The following is a 19,625-nucleotide window of genomic DNA, read 5'->3' on the forward strand; positions in this document are numbered from 1 at the left end:
TAAATAAGTAAGATGACAAAAAGTCAAAGTCAAGCGTGCCTTGACTTTGGCTTTTTTCACGAATGAAAAGAAAAGTGTGAGGTTCTTAAGTTTTTTACTTTGCATACTGTAAGTGAGGAAACTTTGTTGCAAAGCACTTTCTTTCGGTGTTAAAATTACGTTTATGTGAAAGATTCGGGGGTTGTAAATTTATGAGTAAACGAGACTATTATGAGGTCCTTGGACTTAGCCAGGGTGCTTCAAAAGATGAAATAAAAAAAGCGTATCGTCGTTTGGCTAAAAAATACCATCCAGACGTAAGTAAAGAAGAAAATGCAATTGAAAAGTTTAAAGAAGTACAAGAAGCATACGAAGTATTAAGCGACGATCAAAAGCGCGCGCAATATGATCAATTTGGTCATGCTGGTGCAAATCAAGGTTTCGGTGGCTTTGGCGGCGGAGGAGACTTCGGCGGTGGCTTCGGTTTCGAAGATATCTTTAGTTCGTTCTTTGGCGGCGGTGGCGGTAGACGTCGTGATCCAAATGCTCCGCGTCAAGGTGCTGACTTACAATATCAAGTTACTTTAGAGTTTGAGGAAGCTATTTTTGGTAAAGAATTAAATGTTGAGATTCCAGTAGAAGATCCATGTGATACTTGTAAAGGTAGCGGAGCGAAACCAGGAACTTCAAAAGAAACATGTAAACATTGTTCAGGATCAGGGCAAGTAAGTGTAGAACAAAATACACCATTTGGTCGTATCGTAAACCGTCAAGCTTGTGGTCATTGTTCAGGAACTGGTCAAATGATTAAAGAAAAATGTACGACATGTCACGGTTCTGGTAAAGTACGTAAACGCAAAAAAATCAATGTTAAAATTCCAGCAGGTATTGATAATGGTCAACAAATTCGTGTATCTGGAAAAGGTGAAGCGGGCGTAAATGGCGGACCGGCAGGAGATTTATATGTTGTTGTTCATGTGAGAAATCATGAATTCTTTGAGCGTGAAGGAGATCACATTATTTGTGAAATGCCATTAACATTTGCGCAAATGGCACTTGGTGCTGAAGTGGAAGTTCCTACTGTTCATGGGAAAGTGAAGCTGAAAATTCCAGCAGGAACACAAACAGGAACAGAATTCCGCTTAAAAGGAAAAGGTGCTCCGAACGTACGTGGATACGGTCAAGGAGATCAATATGTAGTCGTTCGTGTTGTTGTACCGACGAAATTAACTTCACATCAAAAAGAGTTATTACGTGAATTTGCGGGACAAGAAGAGCAGGATGATAGTTTATTTGGAAAGCTTAAACGTGCTTTCAAAGGGGAATAATGGAAATGAAAAATGGAGTTGGTAAATTGTGAAATGGTCAGAAGTTAGTATTCATACAACAGAAGAAGCAGTAGAAGCTGTCTCTCATATTTTACATGAAGCTGGTGCTAGTGGAGTTGCGATTGAGGATCCAGCGGAGTTGACGAAAGAGCGCGAGCAACAATATGGTGAAATTTATGCATTGAACCCAGATGAATATCCGGCGGAAGGTGTATTAATAAAAGCATATTTCCCACAAACGGATTCTTTACAGGAAACGATTGCGGGTGTAAAATCATCTATTGATATGCTTCCATCTTACGACATCGAAATTGGTACTGGAAATATTACCGTTAACGAAGTCAATGAAGAAGATTGGGCTACTGCTTGGAAAAAATATTACCATCCAGTACAAATTTCTGATACATTCACAATTGTGCCGACGTGGGAAGAATATACACCAGCTTCTCCGGAAGAAAAAATTATTGAATTAGATCCAGGTATGGCGTTTGGGACAGGAACTCACCCGACAACAACGATGTGTATTCGTGCTTTAGAAAAAACAGTTCAGCCAGGTGATACTGTCATTGATGTAGGAACAGGTTCTGGTGTACTTAGTATTGCAGCGGCAAAATTAGGTGCGTCTTCTGTTCAAGCGTATGATTTAGATCCGGTTGCAGTGGAAAGTGCAGAAATGAATGTACGTTTAAATAAAACAGATGATATCGTGTCTGTTGGGCAAAATAGTCTTTTAGAAGGTATTGAAGGTCCTGTTGATTTAATCGTAGCTAACTTATTAGCAGAAATTATTCTTTTATTCCCTGAGGATGCAGCAAGAGTTGTGAAGTCGGGCGGATTATTTATTACATCGGGCATTATTGCAGCGAAGGAAAAGAGAATTTCTGAAGCGCTAGAAGAAGCTGGATTTACAATTGAAGAAGTATTACGAATGGAAGATTGGGTAGCAATTATTGCACGAAATGCGTAATATAGATTTTAGTTTATAATGAAAAGGGGAGTCTCTCACTATAAGGTGAGGGACTTGCCGTTTGTTATATGAAAAAATGATAACGTTTCGTTCTTTTCGTAAGTGTTGACTTACGAAAGGAACGAAACTCTACTAAGGTGATTATATGCAACGTTATTTTGTAGAAGAGAAATATGTAAATGAGACAAGTATTCGCATTGTAGGTGATGACGTACATCATATTGCAAGAGTGATGCGTATGTCAGCTGGTGATCACATTTATTGCTGTGTAAACGGAAAAACAGCAGTATGTTCAATTGATGAAATTACCAGTGAATTTATTAATACGGCTATTGTAGAATGGGTAGAGGCGTCAAGTGAACTTCCTGTTTTCGTGACGATTGCAAGTGGACTGCCAAAAGGAGACAAGCTAGAGTTAATTTTCCAAAAAGGAACTGAGCTTGGGGCGGCCGCATTTTTACCATTTCAAGCATCTCGCTCTATTGTAAAATGGGATGCGAAAAAAGCTGATAAAAAAGTTGAGCGTTTAAGAAAAATTGTGAAAGAAGCTGCGGAACAATCGCATAGAAGCGAAATTCCAGAAGTGCATGCTCCGGCATCATTTAAGCAATTGCTTTCAATGAGTAATGAGTATGATGTATGTCTTGTTGCGTACGAAGAGGAAGCAAAACAAGGTGAGAAATCCAATTTTGCTAAAGCTTTAACGACGATGAAACCAGGCCAAAAACTATTGATTGTATTTGGACCAGAAGGTGGTTTAGCGGAGGAAGAGATTACTACGCTTCGTGAACATAAATTTGTACCATGTAGTTTAGGACCAAGAATTTTAAGAACAGAAACGGCGCCGTTATATGCGTTAAGTGCTGCTTCGTATCATTTTGAATTGATGGGGTGATGATCAATGTCAACTGTTGCGTTCCATACGTTAGGTTGTAAAGTAAACCACTATGAAACAGAGGCCATTTGGCAATTGTTTAAACAAGGTGGATATGAAAGAACTGAATATGAAAAGAAAGCTGATGTATATGTTATTAATACGTGTACAGTAACGAATACGGGGGATAAGAAAAGCCGTCAAGTTATTAGACGTGCTGTTCGTCAAAATCCGGATGCGGTTATTTGTGTAACGGGATGTTATGCACAAACATCTCCAGCGGAAATTATGGCGATTCCAGGTGTAGATATTGTAGTTGGTACACAGGATCGTGAAAAGATGTTAGGATACATCGAAGAATTCCGCAAAGAGCGTCAACCAATTAATGCGGTCCGCAACATTATGAAAACACGTGTATACGAAGAACTGGATGTACCTTATTTCACGGATCGTACACGTGCATCTTTAAAAATACAAGAAGGTTGTAATAATTTCTGTACATTCTGTATTATTCCTTGGGCACGTGGTTTAATGCGTTCTCGTGATGGAAAAGAAGTTATTAAACAAGCGCAGCAATTAGTAGATGCAGGTTATAAAGAAATCGTATTAACAGGTATTCATACAGGTGGGTACGGTGAAGATATTAAAGATTATAACTTAGCTGGATTACTTCGTGATATGGAAGCGGAAGTAGGCGGATTAAAACGTCTTCGTATTTCTTCTATTGAAGCGAGTCAGATTTCAGATGAAGTAATTGAAGTGTTAGATAAGTCTGAAGTAGTTGTACGTCACTTGCACATTCCATTGCAATCTGGATCTAATACTGTATTAAAGCGTATGCGTCGTAAGTATACGATGGAATTTTTCCAAGAGCGTTTAGATCGATTGAAAGAAGCGTTACCAGGCCTTGCGATTACATCGGATGTAATTGTTGGTTTCCCAGGTGAAACAGAAGAAGAATTCATGGAAACATACAATTTCATTAAAGAGAATCGCTTCTCTGAGTTACACGTATTCCCTTACTCAAAGCGTACAGGAACACCTGCAGCGCGTATGGAAGATCAAGTTCCTGAAGATGTGAAGAATGATCGTGTTCATCGTTTAATTGAACTATCTAACCAATTAGCGAAAGAGTATGCGTCACAGTTTGAAGGGGAAGTGCTTGAAATCATTCCGGAAGAGCAATTTAAAGAGGGCGACCGTAAAGGGTTATATGTAGGCTATACGGATAACTACTTAAAAATTGTATTTGAAGGATCAGAAGAGTTAATTGGTAAGCTAGTGAAAGTGAAAATTACGAAAGCTGGTTATCCATATAACGAAGCGCAATTTGTTCGTGTTCTTGAAGATGATGTAAAAAAAGAATCAGCAAGCGCATAAAATGAAACTTTAATCAGTGGGGTTTTTGTTCCTCCCCACTAATTATCAGCCGGATTCTTACCTAAGTTCTTTGCTTGTGCTGAATTTTGAGGTGGGGGGTCTTCCTGCCCGGCAAATAAATAGCGGGATAAAAAAAGCATGCAAACGGAAACGATTTGCATGCTTTCTTTTTTCGTGGAGAAGTTAAGTGCTGAAAAAGGCAGGTACGTCGAATGAGTAGTTGTTTCGTACATTCCTGCATTAAAAAAGATGTAATGATAAAAATATAGTTGTCTTCAGGGGAAAAGGATAATAGCTATCTACGTAGCTTTTGAACAGGAAAGGGCATCTATTCTTCTTTTATTCTGCCAAATAGTTGACCTGAAGTGATAAAATGTATTATAATCGTAAAAGACATGCTGAAGAAGGGTTTCTTTTTGCATGCTGAAATTAGTATGTAAGTGTGATGTTTCGGAGGGAGGGAAAGAGAATGTCAAAAACAGTCGTTCGTAAAAACGAGTCTTTGGAGGATGCACTTCGCCGTTTTAAAAGATCGGTTTCTAAAACTGGTACACTTGCTGAAGCAAGAAAGCGCGAGTTTTATGAAAAACCAAGTGTAAAACGTAAGAAGAAATCTGAAGCGGCAAGAAAGCGTAAATTCTAAGAGAGGGTGTAAGTGATGAGTCTTCTCGGTCGTTTAAACGATGATATGAAACAAGCGATGAAGAATAAACAAAAAGAAAAATTAACCGTTATTCGTATGGTTAAGGCTGCTTTACAAAATGAAGGTATTAAACTGCAACATACTCTTACTGAAGAAGAGGAATTAACAGTTTTAGCTCGTGAAGTAAAACAGTATAAGGACTCCCTCCTTGAATTTAAAAAAGCTGGTCGTGAAGACCTTGTTAATAAACTGCAAAGTGAAATTCAGATTTTAAGCGCATATTTGCCGGAGCAATTAACAGAAGAAGAACTAGCGAATGTAATTAAGCAAGTTATTTCTGAAGTTGGTGCAACTTCTAAAGCAGATATGGGTAAGGTGATGACTGCTGTTATGCCGAAAGTAAAAGGTAAAACAGACGGATCACTTGTGAATAAGTTGGTTATCCAGCTATTAGCATAAAAAAACGTCTCATTTCGTATGAGACGTTTTTTTTATGCTTTTTTTCAGTTTGGACGTGATATTACAAGCTCTTTTTTCATACATATGGGATGAGAGGGGGTCTTTTGAGATGAAAAAATTAGAACAAATGAAGAATTGGTTAACAAAGCAAATAGACCTGCCAGTGGATGTGCTAATGGATCTACCTCGGATCACGCTTGTTGGGCAAGTGCATATCTATATAGAAAATCATCGGGGTTTATTAGTGTTTTCAGATAAAGAAGTAAGATTGTTATTAAAGCACGGTCAATTATTAATTAAAGGGCAATCCTTTATTATTAAAACAATCCTTCCAGAAGAACTTTTGCTTGAAGGGATAATTGAGCAAGTGACGTTTTTAGAAAACGAAAAAAAAGAGGAGTGAGGGAAACTTCCATATGTGAAGTTTTTCTTCGTTATTTTCGTGATTTGACCTTACTATTCAGTTTATCTCGCTATTTATGGGTGGTAGAACTCTTTATTTTATTTTCGTACGAGCTATTTTGCTAATTAAAGTGAAAAAAGTAGTGTGTATACTTTTGGAAAGGTAGTGGAGATAGTAGATGAAAAATAAATGGTTTATAAAATGGCTTGGATATGTAAAAGTACGAATTGAAGGTAGAGGTGCAGAACGGTTCGTTAACGAATGTGTACGTAGAAAATTATTAGTTTGGGATGTTAAGAAGATTGCTGATGAAACGTTAGTTTTTTGTATGTTATTACGAGATGTGAAGAAAATAAAACCAATTTATAGAAAAAATGAATGTAAACTATATTTTATTGGGCGTTACGGTTTTCCCTTTTTGAATAAGCGTTTAATTAAAAATAGTGGATTCTTAATTGGTTTTTTAATTTTCTTTTTTGGCATGATTGCATTATCCAATATGGTTTGGAAAATTGAAATTACAGGGGCGAAACCTGAAACAGAATATATATTGATGAAAGAATTGGACAAAATGGGTATTAAAAAAGGGAAATTACAATTCCAAATGCCTAATGTAGAAGATGTACAACGTCATTTGACAGACAATATTAATGCGATTACTTGGGCGGGACTAGAAATAAGAGGAACGACGTATCATTTTAAAATTGTTGAAAAAAACGAGCCGAAAAAAGAAAAGGAACAAAGGCCGCAAAATTTAGTAGCAAAAAAAGAAGCGATTGTGACAAAAACATTTGTTGAAGTAGGAAAACCAGTCGTCTTGAAAAATGACCATGTCGAAAAAGGGCAGCTTCTCGTATCAGGGGTATACGGTAATGAGGAGAGTCCGACGATTGTTTCGGCGAAAGGTATTGTATATGGAGAAACGTGGTACACGTCTGAGGTGAATGTACCACTGAAGACGCAATTTCAAGTATATACTGGCAATGCATATAATGAGCATTACCTTACATTTGGGAGTGTGAAAATAAAAATATGGGGATTTCAACATGATAAGTATAAACGCTCTCGTACTGAAAGTGTAAAACACGATGTGAAACTATTTGGTTTTACACTGCCGATCGCGTATGAAAAAGATATTGTACGAGAAGAGGAAGAAGCGAATCGGGAATATACTGAAAAACAGGCAATGAAAGTAGCGAAAGAGATGGCTGAAAAAGAACTAAAGAAAAAATTGGATGAACATGCTATGATTGTAAGTGATAAGATTTTGAGTAAAGAGGTTGAGGCGGATCAACTAAAAGTCACATTGCATTATACTGTGATCGAAAATATTGCAGAGCCACAACCAATATCCGAATCCGATATTCAAGGAGACTGAGTAATGGCAGAACAATTAGTAGAAATGAACCAACAATTGGAAAATGCTAACGAAGCAATCGCTCTTTTTGGAGTCAATGATGCTCATTTGAAAGTAATTGAACGGGAATTGAATGTATCGATTGTAACTAGAGGTGAAACTGTTCATGCATCTGGAGCAGTTGAAACTGTGACACTCGTAGAAAAAATCTTACAGCAATTACTTGTTGTTATTCGAAAAGGTATATCAATTACAGAAAGAGATGTTGCGTATGCAATTCAGCTCGCACAACAAGGGAAAATTGCTCAATTTGAAGAGTTATATGAAGAAGAAATCTTCAAAACGGCAAAAGGTAAATCCATTCGTGTAAAAACAATGGGGCAAAGAAGATATATTCATGCAATGAAGAAGAATGATATTGTATTTGGAATGGGACCTGCTGGGACTGGGAAAACATACTTAGCTGTAGTAATGGCTGTGAGAGCTTTAAAGCAAGGGTATGTAAAGAAAATTATTTTAACGAGACCGGCTGTAGAAGCTGGAGAAAGTTTAGGTTTTTTACCAGGAGATTTGAAAGAGAAGGTAGATCCGTATTTACGTCCATTGTATGATGCTTTGCACGATATTCTTGGACAAGAATATACGCAACGTATGATGGAGCGAGGGGTAATTGAAATTGCACCTCTTGCTTATATGAGAGGGCGTACGCTCGATGATTCATTTGTTATTTTAGATGAAGCGCAAAATACAACGGGTGCACAAATAAAAATGTTTTTAACTAGATTAGGTTTTAGTTCTAAAATGGTTATTACGGGGGACCCTTCACAAGTAGACTTACCAAAAGGGGTAAAATCAGGGCTTTCGCTAGCTTCTAACATTTTATCTGGTGTATCAGGTCTTTCATTCATTACATTAGAACAAACGGACGTTGTGAGGCATCCGCTGGTGCAACGTATTATTGAGGCATATGATAAAATGGAATGATCCTATTTGTCAGGATCATTTCTTTTTGTATTAAGGTTGGCGAACGGCATATTTTTTACTATCATAAAAGATAAGAGAAATAAACTATAGGTGCTGGTGTATCAAAATGTTACTTAAAAGTATTGTTGGCTAGAAGAAATGAAAGCTATAAATAGTTTCACTTTATTTCTGGAGAGGAGAAGGTATTGAAATCATGTTAAGATCTGAAGAAATTTCTAAGTGGTTTCGTAATTTACAACATTCGAAAAAACTAAGTTGGATTTCTTACGTTTTATTAGGAGCAGTGCTGTTTTTTGCACTTATGAATAATGTAAAACCAGAGCAATTAGATGTTGATATGTATTCTATTGCAAAAAAAACAATTCATTCTCCTATTAAAATTGAAGATAAGGTTATAACGGACAGAAAAAAACAAGAGGCCGCTCAAAAAGTTGGAGATCAATATACATATAGAAGTGAATATAAACAAAATAGAGTAGATATTGTAAATGATGTTTTTGCTAAGGTAAATGAAGCAATTCAAGAGATGAAAGCTGCTGGACCTGAAGAGCAAAAAAAGATGACCGATGCAAATAAATTAGAAAAATTGAAGAAGAAGTTGCCATCTAATTTAACAAAGGAATTATCTGATGAGAATTTATTATATTTTATTAATGCAGAACCGGATCAATTAGAATTAGCAAAGAACGCGGCTCTAACGTCTATTAGTGTTATTATGGGTGGAAATATTAAAATGTCCGAAGAAATAGCAGCAAAAGAGCGATTTGTTAATGAAATGAAAAGCCTCAATGTGAATAGTGGATTGAAGGAAGCTGTGAACGCGCTAGGATCATATGCGATTACAGCAAATTATTTTTATGATCCGGCTGTAACGAAAGAGAAGAAGAAAGCGGAAGAAGATTTAATTCCACCTGTTTATATTCTTCAAGGACAAGTTATTGTTAGAGAAGGTGAAACAATTTCAAGTGATATGTATAATCAGTTGAAATTAGTCGGTTTATTAGAGAAAGGTAATAGTTTTCAGCCTTATGTTGGATTAGCAGTGCTCATTGGTGTGTTACTGTACTTTATGCATAAGCAGTTTGAAGTATTTTTACAGCGTAAAAGAGAAGATAGACCGTATATTTTAGCGTATATTACAATTTTATCTATCACGATTGTTTTGATGAAAACGATTAGTTTGTTTCAAAAGCTTGAATATGCAGGAATTGCGTATGTTGTCCCGGTTGCGATGGGAACAATACTTGTAAAACTAATGATTGGCGACCGATTTGTATTTTTAACAAGTATGATTTTTTCTGTGTGCGGAAGTATTATGTTTAATGAAGGGGTAACAAGTACACTGAATTATAGTGTAGGTATTTATGTGTTGTTAAGTTCATTATCAGTAAGTATTTTCTTAAGAGAAAAAAATCGTCGTACGATGATTTTGCAAGCTGGTATACTCGTTTCTATCTTAAATGTGGTCGTCTTAGCGGCGTTATTATTATTACGTAATGGGAATTTTTCACCTCTTGAAATTGGAACGCAATTATTGATGGCTTCCGTTTCAGGAATTATCTCATCCGTTTTGGCTATGGGGATATTACCGTATTTAGAGAGTGGACTTGGAATTGTATCAAGCATGAAGCTTATGGAACTATCAAGTCCGAATCATCCGCTTTTACGTAGAATTTTGTTAGAAGCGCCAGGAACGTATCACCACAGTGTAATGGTAGCGAATCTTTCTGAGGCAGCGTGTGAAGCGGTTGGAGCAAATGGTGTATTAGCACGTGTAGGGGCGTATTATCATGATGTAGGAAAAACAGTACAACCGCAATTTTTTATTGAAAACCAGATGGGAATTGAAAATCCACATGATAAATTAGATCCTGTGACGAGTAAAGATATTATCATTGCTCATGTAACAGATGGAGTCAGAATGCTCGAAGAATACCATATTCCGCAAGAAATTATCGATATTGCTGGACAACACCATGGTACAACATTACTTAAATATTTTTATTATAAGGCGATTAAAGAAGATAAAGAAAAATATACAGAAGAGATGTTTCGCTATCCGGGATCAAAAGCAACTTCTAAAGAGTCGGCAATTGTTGGTATTGCTGATAGTGTTGAGGCAGCGGTACGTTCTATGAATCACCCAACGCCAGATCAAATTAATAATTTAGTACAAAGTATTATTAAAGATCGCCTGCAAGATGGGCAATTTAGTGAATGTGATTTGACGTTTAAGGAACTACAAATCGTTGGAAAAACGTTATGTGAAACGTTAAATGGTATTTTCCATTCGCGTATTACATATCCGGAACCACCGGAAGAGAAGGAGAAAGAATGAGTTTATTAATTGATTTCATTGATGAAACAGAAGAAGTGAAAGAAGAATATGTGAATTTAATTCGTGAGATATTAGAAAAAGCAGCTCAAATGGAAAAAATAGAGGATGGTGCGGAGTTATCAGTGACATTTGTAGATAACGAACGCATTCGCGAGATTAATCGTGATTACCGAGATAAGGATCAGCCTACTGATGTCATTTCCTTTGCTATGGAAGAAATGGGAGAAGGAGAAATGGAAATTGTAGGTGCAGAGATGCCTCGTATGTTAGGTGACCTTATTATTTCTATTCCGAGAGCGAAAGAACAAGCTGAAGAGTATGGACATTCTTTTGATCGTGAACTTGGCTTTTTAGCGTTACATGGCTTTTTACATTTACTTGGTTATGACCACATGACAGAAGAGGATGAAAAAGAAATGTTTGGAAGACAAAAAGAAATTTTAGAGGCATTTGGATTAGGTCGATGAAAAAAGGAAAACTTATAAATAGTTTTGGATATGCTATAGCAGGTATATTCTTTTGTCTTCGTCATGAACGAAATATGAAAATTCATTATGTAGCCGCAGTCATTGTTATATGCTGCGGCTTTTATTTCCATATTACGAAAGTAGAGTGGATGGTATTACTTATTGTAATAGGAATTGTAATGAGTTTAGAGATGGTAAATACGGCTGTGGAAAAAACAGTAGATTTAGCGACTACCGATATACATCCGTTTGCGAAAATTGCAAAGGATGTCGCAGCCGGATCGGTTTTATTGTTTGCGATAATAGCCGTTATAATTGGTGCTATTATCTTTTTGCCGTATGTGGTATAGTTGCATTCCAAAGCTTTTATGAAGCTTTGAAAGTGCCTTAAAGGCCTTTAATGAGAGAGTGTATCTATTCACAGCTGTGGACAGGAAGGATGCGGGAATATGAATAGTAAACAATTAATTCAAGAAGCAATCGAAGCGCGTAAACAAGCGTACGTACCATATTCTAAATTTCAAGTAGGTGCAGCATTATTAACACAGGATGGAAAAGTATATCGTGGATGTAATGTTGAGAATGCATCATATGGCTTATGTAACTGTGCAGAAAGAACAGCTTTATTTAAGGCGGTTTCTGAAGGAGATAAAGAGTTTTTAGCTATCGCGATTGTGGCGGATACAAAGCGTCCAGTACCTCCTTGTGGAGCATGTCGACAAGTTATGGTAGAATTATGTAAACAGGATACGAAAGTATACCTATCAAATTTACATGGTGACGTTCAAGAGACGACAGTCGGAGAATTGTTACCAGGAGCATTTTTAGCGGAGGATTTACATGAATAGAAAAGGTTATAAATCAGGTTTTGTCTCTATTATTGGCAGACCGAATGTTGGGAAATCTACATTTTTAAATCGTATTATCGGCCAGAAAATTGCCATTATGAGTGATAAGCCACAAACAACTCGTAATAAAATTCAAGGCGTATATACAGAAAATGATTCACAAGTAATTTTCATTGATACACCAGGAATACATAAACCTAAACATAAATTAGGCGACTTCATGGTGAAGATGGCTCAAACGACATTAAAAGAAGTTGATATTGTTCTGTTTATGGTCAATGCAGTTGAAGGATTTGGTCGCGGTGAGGAATTCATTATTGAGAAATTAAAAGAAACGAAACAACCAGTATTTTTAGTAATTAATAAAATTGACCAACTTCATCCAGAGCAATTATTAGAGTTAATTGATCAATACCGTAAACTATATGAGTTTGCAGAGATTGTACCAATTTCTGCATTAGACGGCAATAATGTGGATGCTTTAATTGGAACAATTAAAAAGTATTTACCAGAAGGACCGCAATACTATCCAGATAATCAAGTAACGGATCATCCAGAGCGATTTATTATTTCAGAGCTTATTCGTGAAAAAGTATTACATTTAACACGTGAAGAAGTGCCGCACTCTGTAGCGGTTGTTATTGATGCAATTCAAAAACGTGAGGGCGGAGCGGTTTATATAAACGCAACGATTGTTGTTGAACGTGCATCACAAAAAGGAATTATTATAGGTAAGCAAGGAAAGATGTTAAAAGAAGTCGGTAAGCGAGCTCGTTTTGACATTGAAGCATTACTTGGTTCTAAAGTATTTTTAGAAGTATGGGTAAAAGTGCAAAAAGATTGGCGTAATAAAATGTCTCAGCTTCGTGACCTTGGTTTCCGCGAAGACGAGTACTAAAATAGAGTAAAGTTGTAATCAGCGGATGTTTTGTTCATCCGCTGATTATTGGTTTTTATGAGTTTTGATAAATTAGGAAAAATTTTTCTCACATGAAAATGGACAAAATGGGTCAATTTAATAACAACAAAGGAAATTGGTTTATAGGCTACGCTTATTGAGAAAGGTGGATTCTTATGCTAGATTTTACCTGGAAGTTTTTCTCCAAAACAGGAAGCATTGAAACGTACTTGCTTTTGAAAGAAATGGAAAAAGACGTAAACGATGAGATGGATCAACATGAAGAGGAGCTAGCGCATCTAGACTCTCCAATTTCTTGACCCGTTTTGTTCAAACCTTGGATGGTGACGAACATGTTTCAAAAAGTTGAGGGCATCGTTATCCGTACGACAGATTACGGAGAAACGAACAAGATTGTTACAATATTCTCAAGAGAATTGGGTAAGGTAAGTGCAATGGCAAGAGGAGCGAAAAAACCGAAAAGCCGGTTAGCATCTGTTTCGCAACTTATGACCCATGGTAATTTTCTTATTCAAATGGGATCTGGACTTGGAACTTTGCAACAAGGCGAGATTATTTCAACTATGAAAGAAATTCGCGAGGATATATTTTTAACTGCTTATGCATCATTTATTGTTGAGTTAACTGATAAAGCAACAGAAGATAAAAAACATAATCCATATTTATTTGAAATGTTATATCAAACGTTGCATTATATGTGTGAGGGTGTTGATTCAGAAGTATTATCATTAATTTATCAAACGAAAATGCTTCCGGTATTAGGGATGCGCCCGTACTTTGATACATGTGCGATTTGTCATCAAGAAACAGATTTTGTCGCCTTCTCTGTCCGGGAAGGCGGTTTTCTGTGCTCGCGTCATGCTGAGCAAGACCAGTATCGTATACCAGTGGGGGAAGCTGTTCATAAATTATTACGTCTTTTCTACCACTTCGATTTACATAGACTTGGCAATGTATCGGTGAAGGATAGCACAAAAAAACAAATGCGTTTAGTATTGAATACATATTATGATGAATATTGCGGGATTTATTTAAAGTCAAGACGTTTCTTAGAACAACTTGATAAGTTTCAAATATAATTTGGGGCCGTATACGGTCCTTTTTACATCCTATCTTTTTCAAATAGCATATTTAGTATATAATATTTAAGAGATAGTATAACTTTTTTCGTTGTGCATTAAAGGTGGTGATTATCATAGAGCTGAATAAACGGCAAGAACATATCATTCAGATTGTAAAAGATCACGGTCCTATTACAGGGGAGTCAATTGCTGCGCAATTAGGATTAACACGTGCAACACTAAGACCAGACTTAGCAATTTTAACGATGGCTGGTTATTTAGAAGCGCGTCCACGCGTAGGTTATTTTTATACGGGTAAAACCGGGGGGCAGCTATTATCTGAGGCTGTTAAGAAAATTAAAGTACAAGATTATCAATCTAGACCAGCTGTAATTGATAAAAATGTATCAGTATACGATGCGATTTGTACAATGTTTTTAGAGGACGTAGGTACCTTATTTGTTGTAGATCAGGCGATTCTATTAGTTGGTGTTGTGTCTCGTAAAGATTTATTAAGAGCTAGCCTTGGAAAGCAGGATTTAACCTCTCTTCCGGTTAATATTATCATGACAAGGATGCCAAACATTACGATGTGTCGTAGAGAGGATTCTTTATATGATATTGCGATGGAATTAATAGAAAGACAGATTGATGCGATGCCGGTTGTGAAGGATACGAAGCAAGGTTTAGAAGTGATTGGACGAATTACAAAAACAAATATTACACGTGCGTTTGTAAACTTAGTAAATAACGAATAAGTGTAATTTGTTTAAAGTGAGGTAATATAATGGATAATAAAATCGTATATGTCGTATCTGACTCTGTTGGAGAAACGGCTGATTTGGTTGTTCGAGCAGCGATGGGGCAATTCCCATTTGCTCCTGATATTAGACGTGTACCGTATGTAGAAGATACAGGGACATTAAAAGAAGTGATTTCGATTGCTAAGAGCAATCAAGCGCTTATTTGTTTTACGTTAGTAAAGCCTGACATGCGTCAGTATTTAGTGACAGAGGCTGCGAAAGAAGGCGTAGAGGCATATGATATTATCGGGCCTCTTATCGATCAAATTGAAGAAATTACAGGGCAAGTACCAAGATATGAGCCGGGTGTTGTTCGTAGATTAGATGAAGAATACTTTAAAAAGATTGAAGCGATTGAGTTTGCTGTAAAGTATGATGATGGTAGAGACGCGCGTGGTATTTTAAAAGCAGATATCGTGTTGATTGGGATTTCGCGCACATCAAAAACACCACTTTCTCAATATTTAGCTCATAACAAACGTTTGAAAGTTGCTAATGTACCGCTCGTACCAGAAGTAGATCCGCCTGAAGAGTTATATCAAGTGGCTAAAGAAAAATGCTTCGGTTTGAAAATTACGCCAGAGAAGTTGAATCATATTCGAAAAGAGCGATTGAAATCACTTGGACTAAGTGATGGTGCAACATATGCCAATATTAATCGTATTAAAGAAGAAATTGATCACTTTGAGAATGTAGTTGGTAAAATAAATTGTCAAGTAATTGATGTGTCGAATAAAGCGATTGAAGAAACAGCCAACATTATTGTGAATGCAGTGCAAAACCAAAAATTGTTTTAGCACATTTACCAAAGGTGAATGTGCTTTTTTCGCTCGTGAGAAACACAATACCTGTTGATTTCGTAATAGATTATAGCGGAGTGGTTATACTTATATTCTTCTGTCTTTTTATTATGCTAAAGGCAGGGTTTCGTTATCCTGAAATAGAAGATGAAAAAATAAAGGGATATGTAGCGTAGTTGAAGAAAATATATTATAATAAAAAATTGTGATAAAAACCTATATTTTACGTTTAGACTTTAATTTTTCAGAATAAACTAGGGATAGGATTTACGAAAAGACATGTAATTACGTTAAATCGACAAAATCTATACAAGAAAACGCACATTATGGAAGGATTCGCAGAAGGGATGTAGAATACAGAAATATGCAAAACATCAATATCGTATTAGTTGATGCAGATGCATAGCCTGTGAATGCTGAAAATTGTGCAAGTTGGAACGAAAGTTCATGTCGAAATTTTGTTTGTCACATCGTATGCTCATCGTTTAAGGAAGTAGCAAGGGAAATTGGATCTATGTAGATACTGAATAAGCTACAGTTGATTTTTTATATGTATCAACATGAAAAAAACAGATCTCGTGATCACATAGGATATGGTGCTTGCTAGTCTTCTTGTAAAAAAGTGTATATGTATTGTCTCCAGGAGGTACATTTGTAACAGGTGAGCAAATGGATACAATTTTATATAGTAGGTACGTATCTGCGAAATTACGCAGAAAAGTGCCTACAAAATCGTTTGATAACGTGATCGACAACACCTTCTAATAAGTTTAGAAAAAATATTGTCGAATTATAAAGGAATTTTTTAATTTTTATCGAATACAAAATACGACACGGAGATGGATTTATGGGGAACAGAATTCCCGAAGAAGTTGTTGAACAGATTCGGACGTCATCGGATATTGTAGAAGTGATTGGTGAATACGTTCAACTTAGAAAACAGGGGCGTAACTATTTTGGCCTTTGTCCATTTCATGGTGAGAATTCTCCTTCATTCTCTGTTTCATCTGATAAGCAAATTTTTCATTGCTTCGGATGTGGAGAAGGTGGAAATGTATTTTCCTTTCTAATGAAAATGGAAGGATTGGCTTTTACCGAGGCTGTTCAAAAGCTAGGTGAAAGAAATGGAATGGCGGTTGCAGAGTATACATCAGGGCAAGGACAACAAGAAGACATATCTGATGACACTGTCATCATGCAACAGGCTCATGAACTTTTGAAAAAGTATTATCATCATTTATTAGTAAATACAGAAGAAGGAAATGAAGCACTTTCGTATTTGTTAAAACGTGGTATTACGAAAGAGATGATTGAGAAGTTTGAAATTGGTTATGCGTCACCTGCTTGGGATGCAGCAACGAAAATTTTACAAAAAAGAGGTTTATCGCTGTCTAGTATGGAACAAGCTGGTCTTCTCATAAGAAGCGAGAAGGATGGTAGTCATTATGATCGCTTCCGTGGAAGAGTTATGTTTCCAATCTATACGTTACAAGGTAAAGTGATAGCGTTTAGTGGAAGGGCATTAGGAGATGACACTCCAAAATATTTAAATAGCCCTGAAACACCGATTTTTCATAAAAGTAAATTGTTGTATAACTTCCACCAAGCGAGGCCGTTTATTAGAAAACGTGGGCAAGTGGTCCTTTTTGAAGGGTATGCTGACGTAATGGCTGCGGTAAAAAGTGGTGTGGAAGAAGCTGTCGCGACAATGGGAACAGCTTTAACTGAAGAACAAGCAAAACTTCTGCGACGTAACGTTGAAACTGTTGTTCTTTGCTATGATGGTGATAAAGCAGGGCGAGAAGCAACGATGAAAGCAGGGCAATTATTGCTAAAAGTTGGTTGCCAAGTGAAAGTTACATCCTTGCCAGATAAGCTTGATCCTGATGAATATGTGCAACAATATGGGACAACTGCTTTTGAAAATCTTGTGAAATCAAGTATAAGTTTTGTTGGTTTTAAAATAAATTATTTGCGTTTAGGGAAAAATTTGCAAGATGAGTCTGGCAAAGAAGAATATGTGAAAAGTGTTTTAAAAGAGTTATCGTTGCTACAGGATGCGATGCAGGCAGAATCATATTTGAAGTCATTATCGCAAGAATTTTCGTATTCAATGGAAACTCTTTTGAATCAATTGCACCAATATCGCAAAGAACAAAAGGTACAGCAAAAACAAGTAAAGCAGGTTTCTAAGCCGTCTCAAATTGTTCAAACAAAACCGAAGTTAACAGGTTTTGAAAGGGCAGAAAGAGAAATTATTTATCATATGTTGCAAAGTCCAGAAGTGGCTGTTCGTATGGAATCCCACATAGAAGATTTTCATACAGAAGAACATAAAGGGATTTTATATGAACTATACGCATATTATGAAAAGGGAAATGAACCTTCAGTCGGAACATTTTTAAGTTGGCTCTCTGATGAGAAGTTGAAAAATATTATCACTGATATTTCGACGGATGAATTTATTAATCCAGAATACACAGAAGAAGTGTTACAAGGCCATTTGGAGACGCTCACCCGTCATCAAGAAAAACTTGAAAAGATGGAAATCATCTTTAAGGTAAAACAAATGGAAAAAACAGATCCTGTAGAGGCTGCTAAGTATTATGTAGCATATTTACAAAATCAAAAAGCGAGAAAATAGCTTTTTTGATAAATTTTTAGTATAATGAATGTTTGTATCTCGCGTAAGGAGGGGAACAGATGGCTGACAAACCAGCTCGTTCTAAACAAATTGAAACTGAAATGACCCTTGAGCAAGTGAAAGAACAACTCACTGAGCTCGGAAAAAAACGTGGCGTTCTTACATATGAAGAGATTGCAGAACGCATGAATGGATTTGAAATTGAATCCGATCAAATGGATGAATACTATGAATATTTAGGTGAACAAGGGATTGACTTAGTTGGTGATAATGATAACGACGAAGGTCCTAATAATCGCCAAATTACAAAAGCGGAAGAAGAATTTGACCTTAATGATTTAAGTGTACCACCTGGGGTTAAAATCAATGATCCCGTTCGTATGTATTTAAAAGAAATTGGTCGTGTAGATTTACTATCTGCAGAAGAAGAAATTCGACTTGCAACGCGTATTGAAGAAGGCGATGAAGAAGCGAAACGTCGTCTTGCAGAAGCAAACTTACGTCTTGTAGTAAGTATTGCAAAGCGCTACGTGGGCCGTGGTATGCTTTTCTTAGACTTAATCCAAGAAGGGAATATGGGTCTAATTAAAGCGGTTGAAAAGTTCGATTATCGTAAAGGTTTCAAATTTAGTACGTATGCAACTTGGTGGATTCGCCAAGCGATTACACGTGCGATTGCAGACCAAGCACGAACAATTCGTATCCCAGTTCATATGGTTGAAACGATTAATAAGTTAATTCGTGTACAACGTCAATTACTACAAGATTTAGGACGCGAACCATCTCCAGAAGAGATTGGTGAAGAAATGGATCTTGCTCCAGAAAAAGTACGCGAAATCTTAAAAATTGCACAGGAGCCAGTTTCTCTTGAAACACCGATCGGTGAAGAAGATGACTCCCATTTAGGTGATTTTATTGAAGACCAAGAAGCAACATCGCCTGCGGACCATGCAGCGTATGAATTGCTAAAAGAACAATTAGAAGATGTGTTAGATACACTAACAGATCGTGAAGAAAATGTTCTACGTCTTCGTTTTGGTTTAGATGATGGACGAACTCGTACGCTTGAAGAAGTTGGGAAAGTATTCGGCGTAACGAGAGAACGTATCCGTCAAATTGAAGCAAAAGCACTTCGTAAATTAAGACATCCAAGCCGTAGTAAGCGTCTTAAGGATTTCTTAGAATAGGCTACCTTTAAGTTTACTTCACCTTTGTGAAGTAAACTTTTTTATTTTGTTAACTTTTGTTAAACTTTAGCTATCAGCAACGATTACAATTTCTTGTAATTTATTTTACAGAATTGTCTTTTGATTTGCAAATGCTCATTTTTCGATTTTTCGATTAATTTTGTGTATTCTATACAAAAATATA

General features: G+C 36.5%; 20 protein-coding genes. All 20 read left to right on the top strand.

The window, feature by feature from the left end; genetic code table 11:
• Positions 1-191: 191 nt before the first annotated feature.
• The 20 genes from dnaJ (at position 192) to rpoD (ending at position 19,441) form a co-directional block, all read left to right on the top strand.
• Positions 192-1,307: a molecular chaperone DnaJ gene (gene dnaJ / locus AC1Q8N_RS09830; RefSeq protein WP_000043954.1), complete on the top strand. Its 1,116-nt coding sequence runs from the start codon at positions 192-194 to the stop codon at positions 1,305-1,307.
• 28 nt (positions 1,308-1,335) lie between these two features.
• Entirely contained in the window at positions 1,336-2,274 is a 939-nt protein-coding gene (gene prmA, locus AC1Q8N_RS09835) for a 50S ribosomal protein L11 methyltransferase (protein WP_098642270.1), read from the top strand.
• Between the two features lie 145 nt (positions 2,275-2,419).
• The gene (locus tag AC1Q8N_RS09840; protein ID WP_064474770.1) at positions 2,420-3,169 is read left to right on the top strand and encodes a 16S rRNA (uracil(1498)-N(3))-methyltransferase; all 750 of its coding nucleotides are present in this window, start codon (positions 2,420-2,422) and stop codon (positions 3,167-3,169) included.
• A 6-nt stretch (positions 3,170-3,175) separates the two neighbouring features.
• Complete coding sequence (mtaB, locus tag AC1Q8N_RS09845) at positions 3,176-4,528, top strand: tRNA (N(6)-L-threonylcarbamoyladenosine(37)-C(2))-methylthiotransferase MtaB (protein WP_000108688.1); 1,353 nt, start codon at positions 3,176-3,178, stop codon at positions 4,526-4,528.
• 469 nt (positions 4,529-4,997) lie between these two features.
• Complete coding sequence (rpsU, locus tag AC1Q8N_RS09850) at positions 4,998-5,171, top strand: 30S ribosomal protein S21 (RefSeq protein WP_000048061.1); 174 nt, start codon at positions 4,998-5,000, stop codon at positions 5,169-5,171.
• Between the two features lie 15 nt (positions 5,172-5,186).
• On the top strand, positions 5,187-5,630 hold the full coding sequence (locus AC1Q8N_RS09855) for a GatB/YqeY domain-containing protein (RefSeq protein ID WP_000054579.1): 444 nt from the start codon (positions 5,187-5,189) through the stop codon (positions 5,628-5,630).
• A gap of 109 nt (positions 5,631-5,739) precedes the next feature.
• Complete coding sequence (gene yqfC, locus AC1Q8N_RS09860; protein WP_000732264.1) at positions 5,740-6,033, top strand: sporulation protein YqfC; 294 nt, start codon at positions 5,740-5,742, stop codon at positions 6,031-6,033.
• 178 nt (positions 6,034-6,211) lie between these two features.
• Positions 6,212-7,411: a sporulation protein YqfD gene (gene yqfD, locus AC1Q8N_RS09865; RefSeq protein WP_098847169.1), complete on the top strand. Its 1,200-nt coding sequence runs from the start codon at positions 6,212-6,214 to the stop codon at positions 7,409-7,411.
• Positions 7,412-7,414: 3 nt separating this feature from the next.
• Positions 7,415-8,374 carry a PhoH family protein gene (locus AC1Q8N_RS09870; RefSeq protein WP_000840500.1) on the top strand — a complete coding sequence of 320 codons (960 nt, stop codon included), beginning with the start codon at positions 7,415-7,417 and terminating at the stop codon, positions 8,372-8,374.
• A 193-nt stretch (positions 8,375-8,567) separates the two neighbouring features.
• A complete protein-coding gene (locus AC1Q8N_RS09875; protein WP_048541521.1) occupies positions 8,568-10,712 on the top strand; it encodes an HD family phosphohydrolase in 2,145 nt (714 codons plus the stop codon).
• Entirely contained in the window at positions 10,709-11,179 is a 471-nt protein-coding gene (ybeY, locus tag AC1Q8N_RS09880) for an rRNA maturation RNase YbeY (RefSeq protein ID WP_000054689.1), read from the top strand. Before AC1Q8N_RS09875 ends, ybeY begins: the two co-directional genes overlap by 4 nt.
• Complete coding sequence (locus tag AC1Q8N_RS09885; RefSeq protein ID WP_000715485.1) at positions 11,176-11,529, top strand: diacylglycerol kinase family protein; 354 nt, start codon at positions 11,176-11,178, stop codon at positions 11,527-11,529. Before ybeY ends, AC1Q8N_RS09885 begins: the two co-directional genes overlap by 4 nt.
• Positions 11,530-11,628: 99 nt before the next feature.
• Positions 11,629-12,027, top strand: a complete 399-nt coding sequence (locus AC1Q8N_RS09890; RefSeq protein WP_048541523.1) for a cytidine deaminase — start codon at positions 11,629-11,631, stop codon at positions 12,025-12,027.
• On the top strand, positions 12,020-12,925 hold the full coding sequence (era, locus tag AC1Q8N_RS09895) for a GTPase Era (RefSeq protein ID WP_001080239.1): 906 nt from the start codon (positions 12,020-12,022) through the stop codon (positions 12,923-12,925). Before AC1Q8N_RS09890 ends, era begins: the two co-directional genes overlap by 8 nt.
• 176 nt (positions 12,926-13,101) lie before the next feature.
• Entirely contained in the window at positions 13,102-13,245 is a 144-nt protein-coding gene (locus AC1Q8N_RS09900) for a YqzL family protein (protein ID WP_000883924.1), read from the top strand.
• A 33-nt stretch (positions 13,246-13,278) separates the two neighbouring features.
• Complete coding sequence (recO, locus tag AC1Q8N_RS09905; RefSeq protein WP_000487012.1) at positions 13,279-14,025, top strand: DNA repair protein RecO; 747 nt, start codon at positions 13,279-13,281, stop codon at positions 14,023-14,025.
• A 107-nt stretch (positions 14,026-14,132) separates the two neighbouring features.
• The gene (gene ccpN, locus AC1Q8N_RS09910; protein ID WP_000583754.1) at positions 14,133-14,765 is read left to right on the top strand and encodes a transcriptional regulator CcpN; all 633 of its coding nucleotides are present in this window, start codon (positions 14,133-14,135) and stop codon (positions 14,763-14,765) included.
• A 29-nt stretch (positions 14,766-14,794) separates the two neighbouring features.
• The gene (locus tag AC1Q8N_RS09915) at positions 14,795-15,607 is read left to right on the top strand and encodes a pyruvate, water dikinase regulatory protein (RefSeq protein ID WP_000368941.1); all 813 of its coding nucleotides are present in this window, start codon (positions 14,795-14,797) and stop codon (positions 15,605-15,607) included.
• A gap of 850 nt (positions 15,608-16,457) precedes the next feature.
• The gene (gene dnaG, locus AC1Q8N_RS09920; protein WP_048541525.1) at positions 16,458-18,254 is read left to right on the top strand and encodes a DNA primase; all 1,797 of its coding nucleotides are present in this window, start codon (positions 16,458-16,460) and stop codon (positions 18,252-18,254) included.
• Between the two features lie 59 nt (positions 18,255-18,313).
• The gene (gene rpoD / locus AC1Q8N_RS09925) at positions 18,314-19,441 is read left to right on the top strand and encodes an RNA polymerase sigma factor RpoD (protein WP_000764061.1); all 1,128 of its coding nucleotides are present in this window, start codon (positions 18,314-18,316) and stop codon (positions 19,439-19,441) included.
• Positions 19,442-19,625 lie beyond the last annotated feature (184 nt).

It is taken from the genome of Bacillus sp. GW823-FHT06B01, assembly GCF_058952315.1.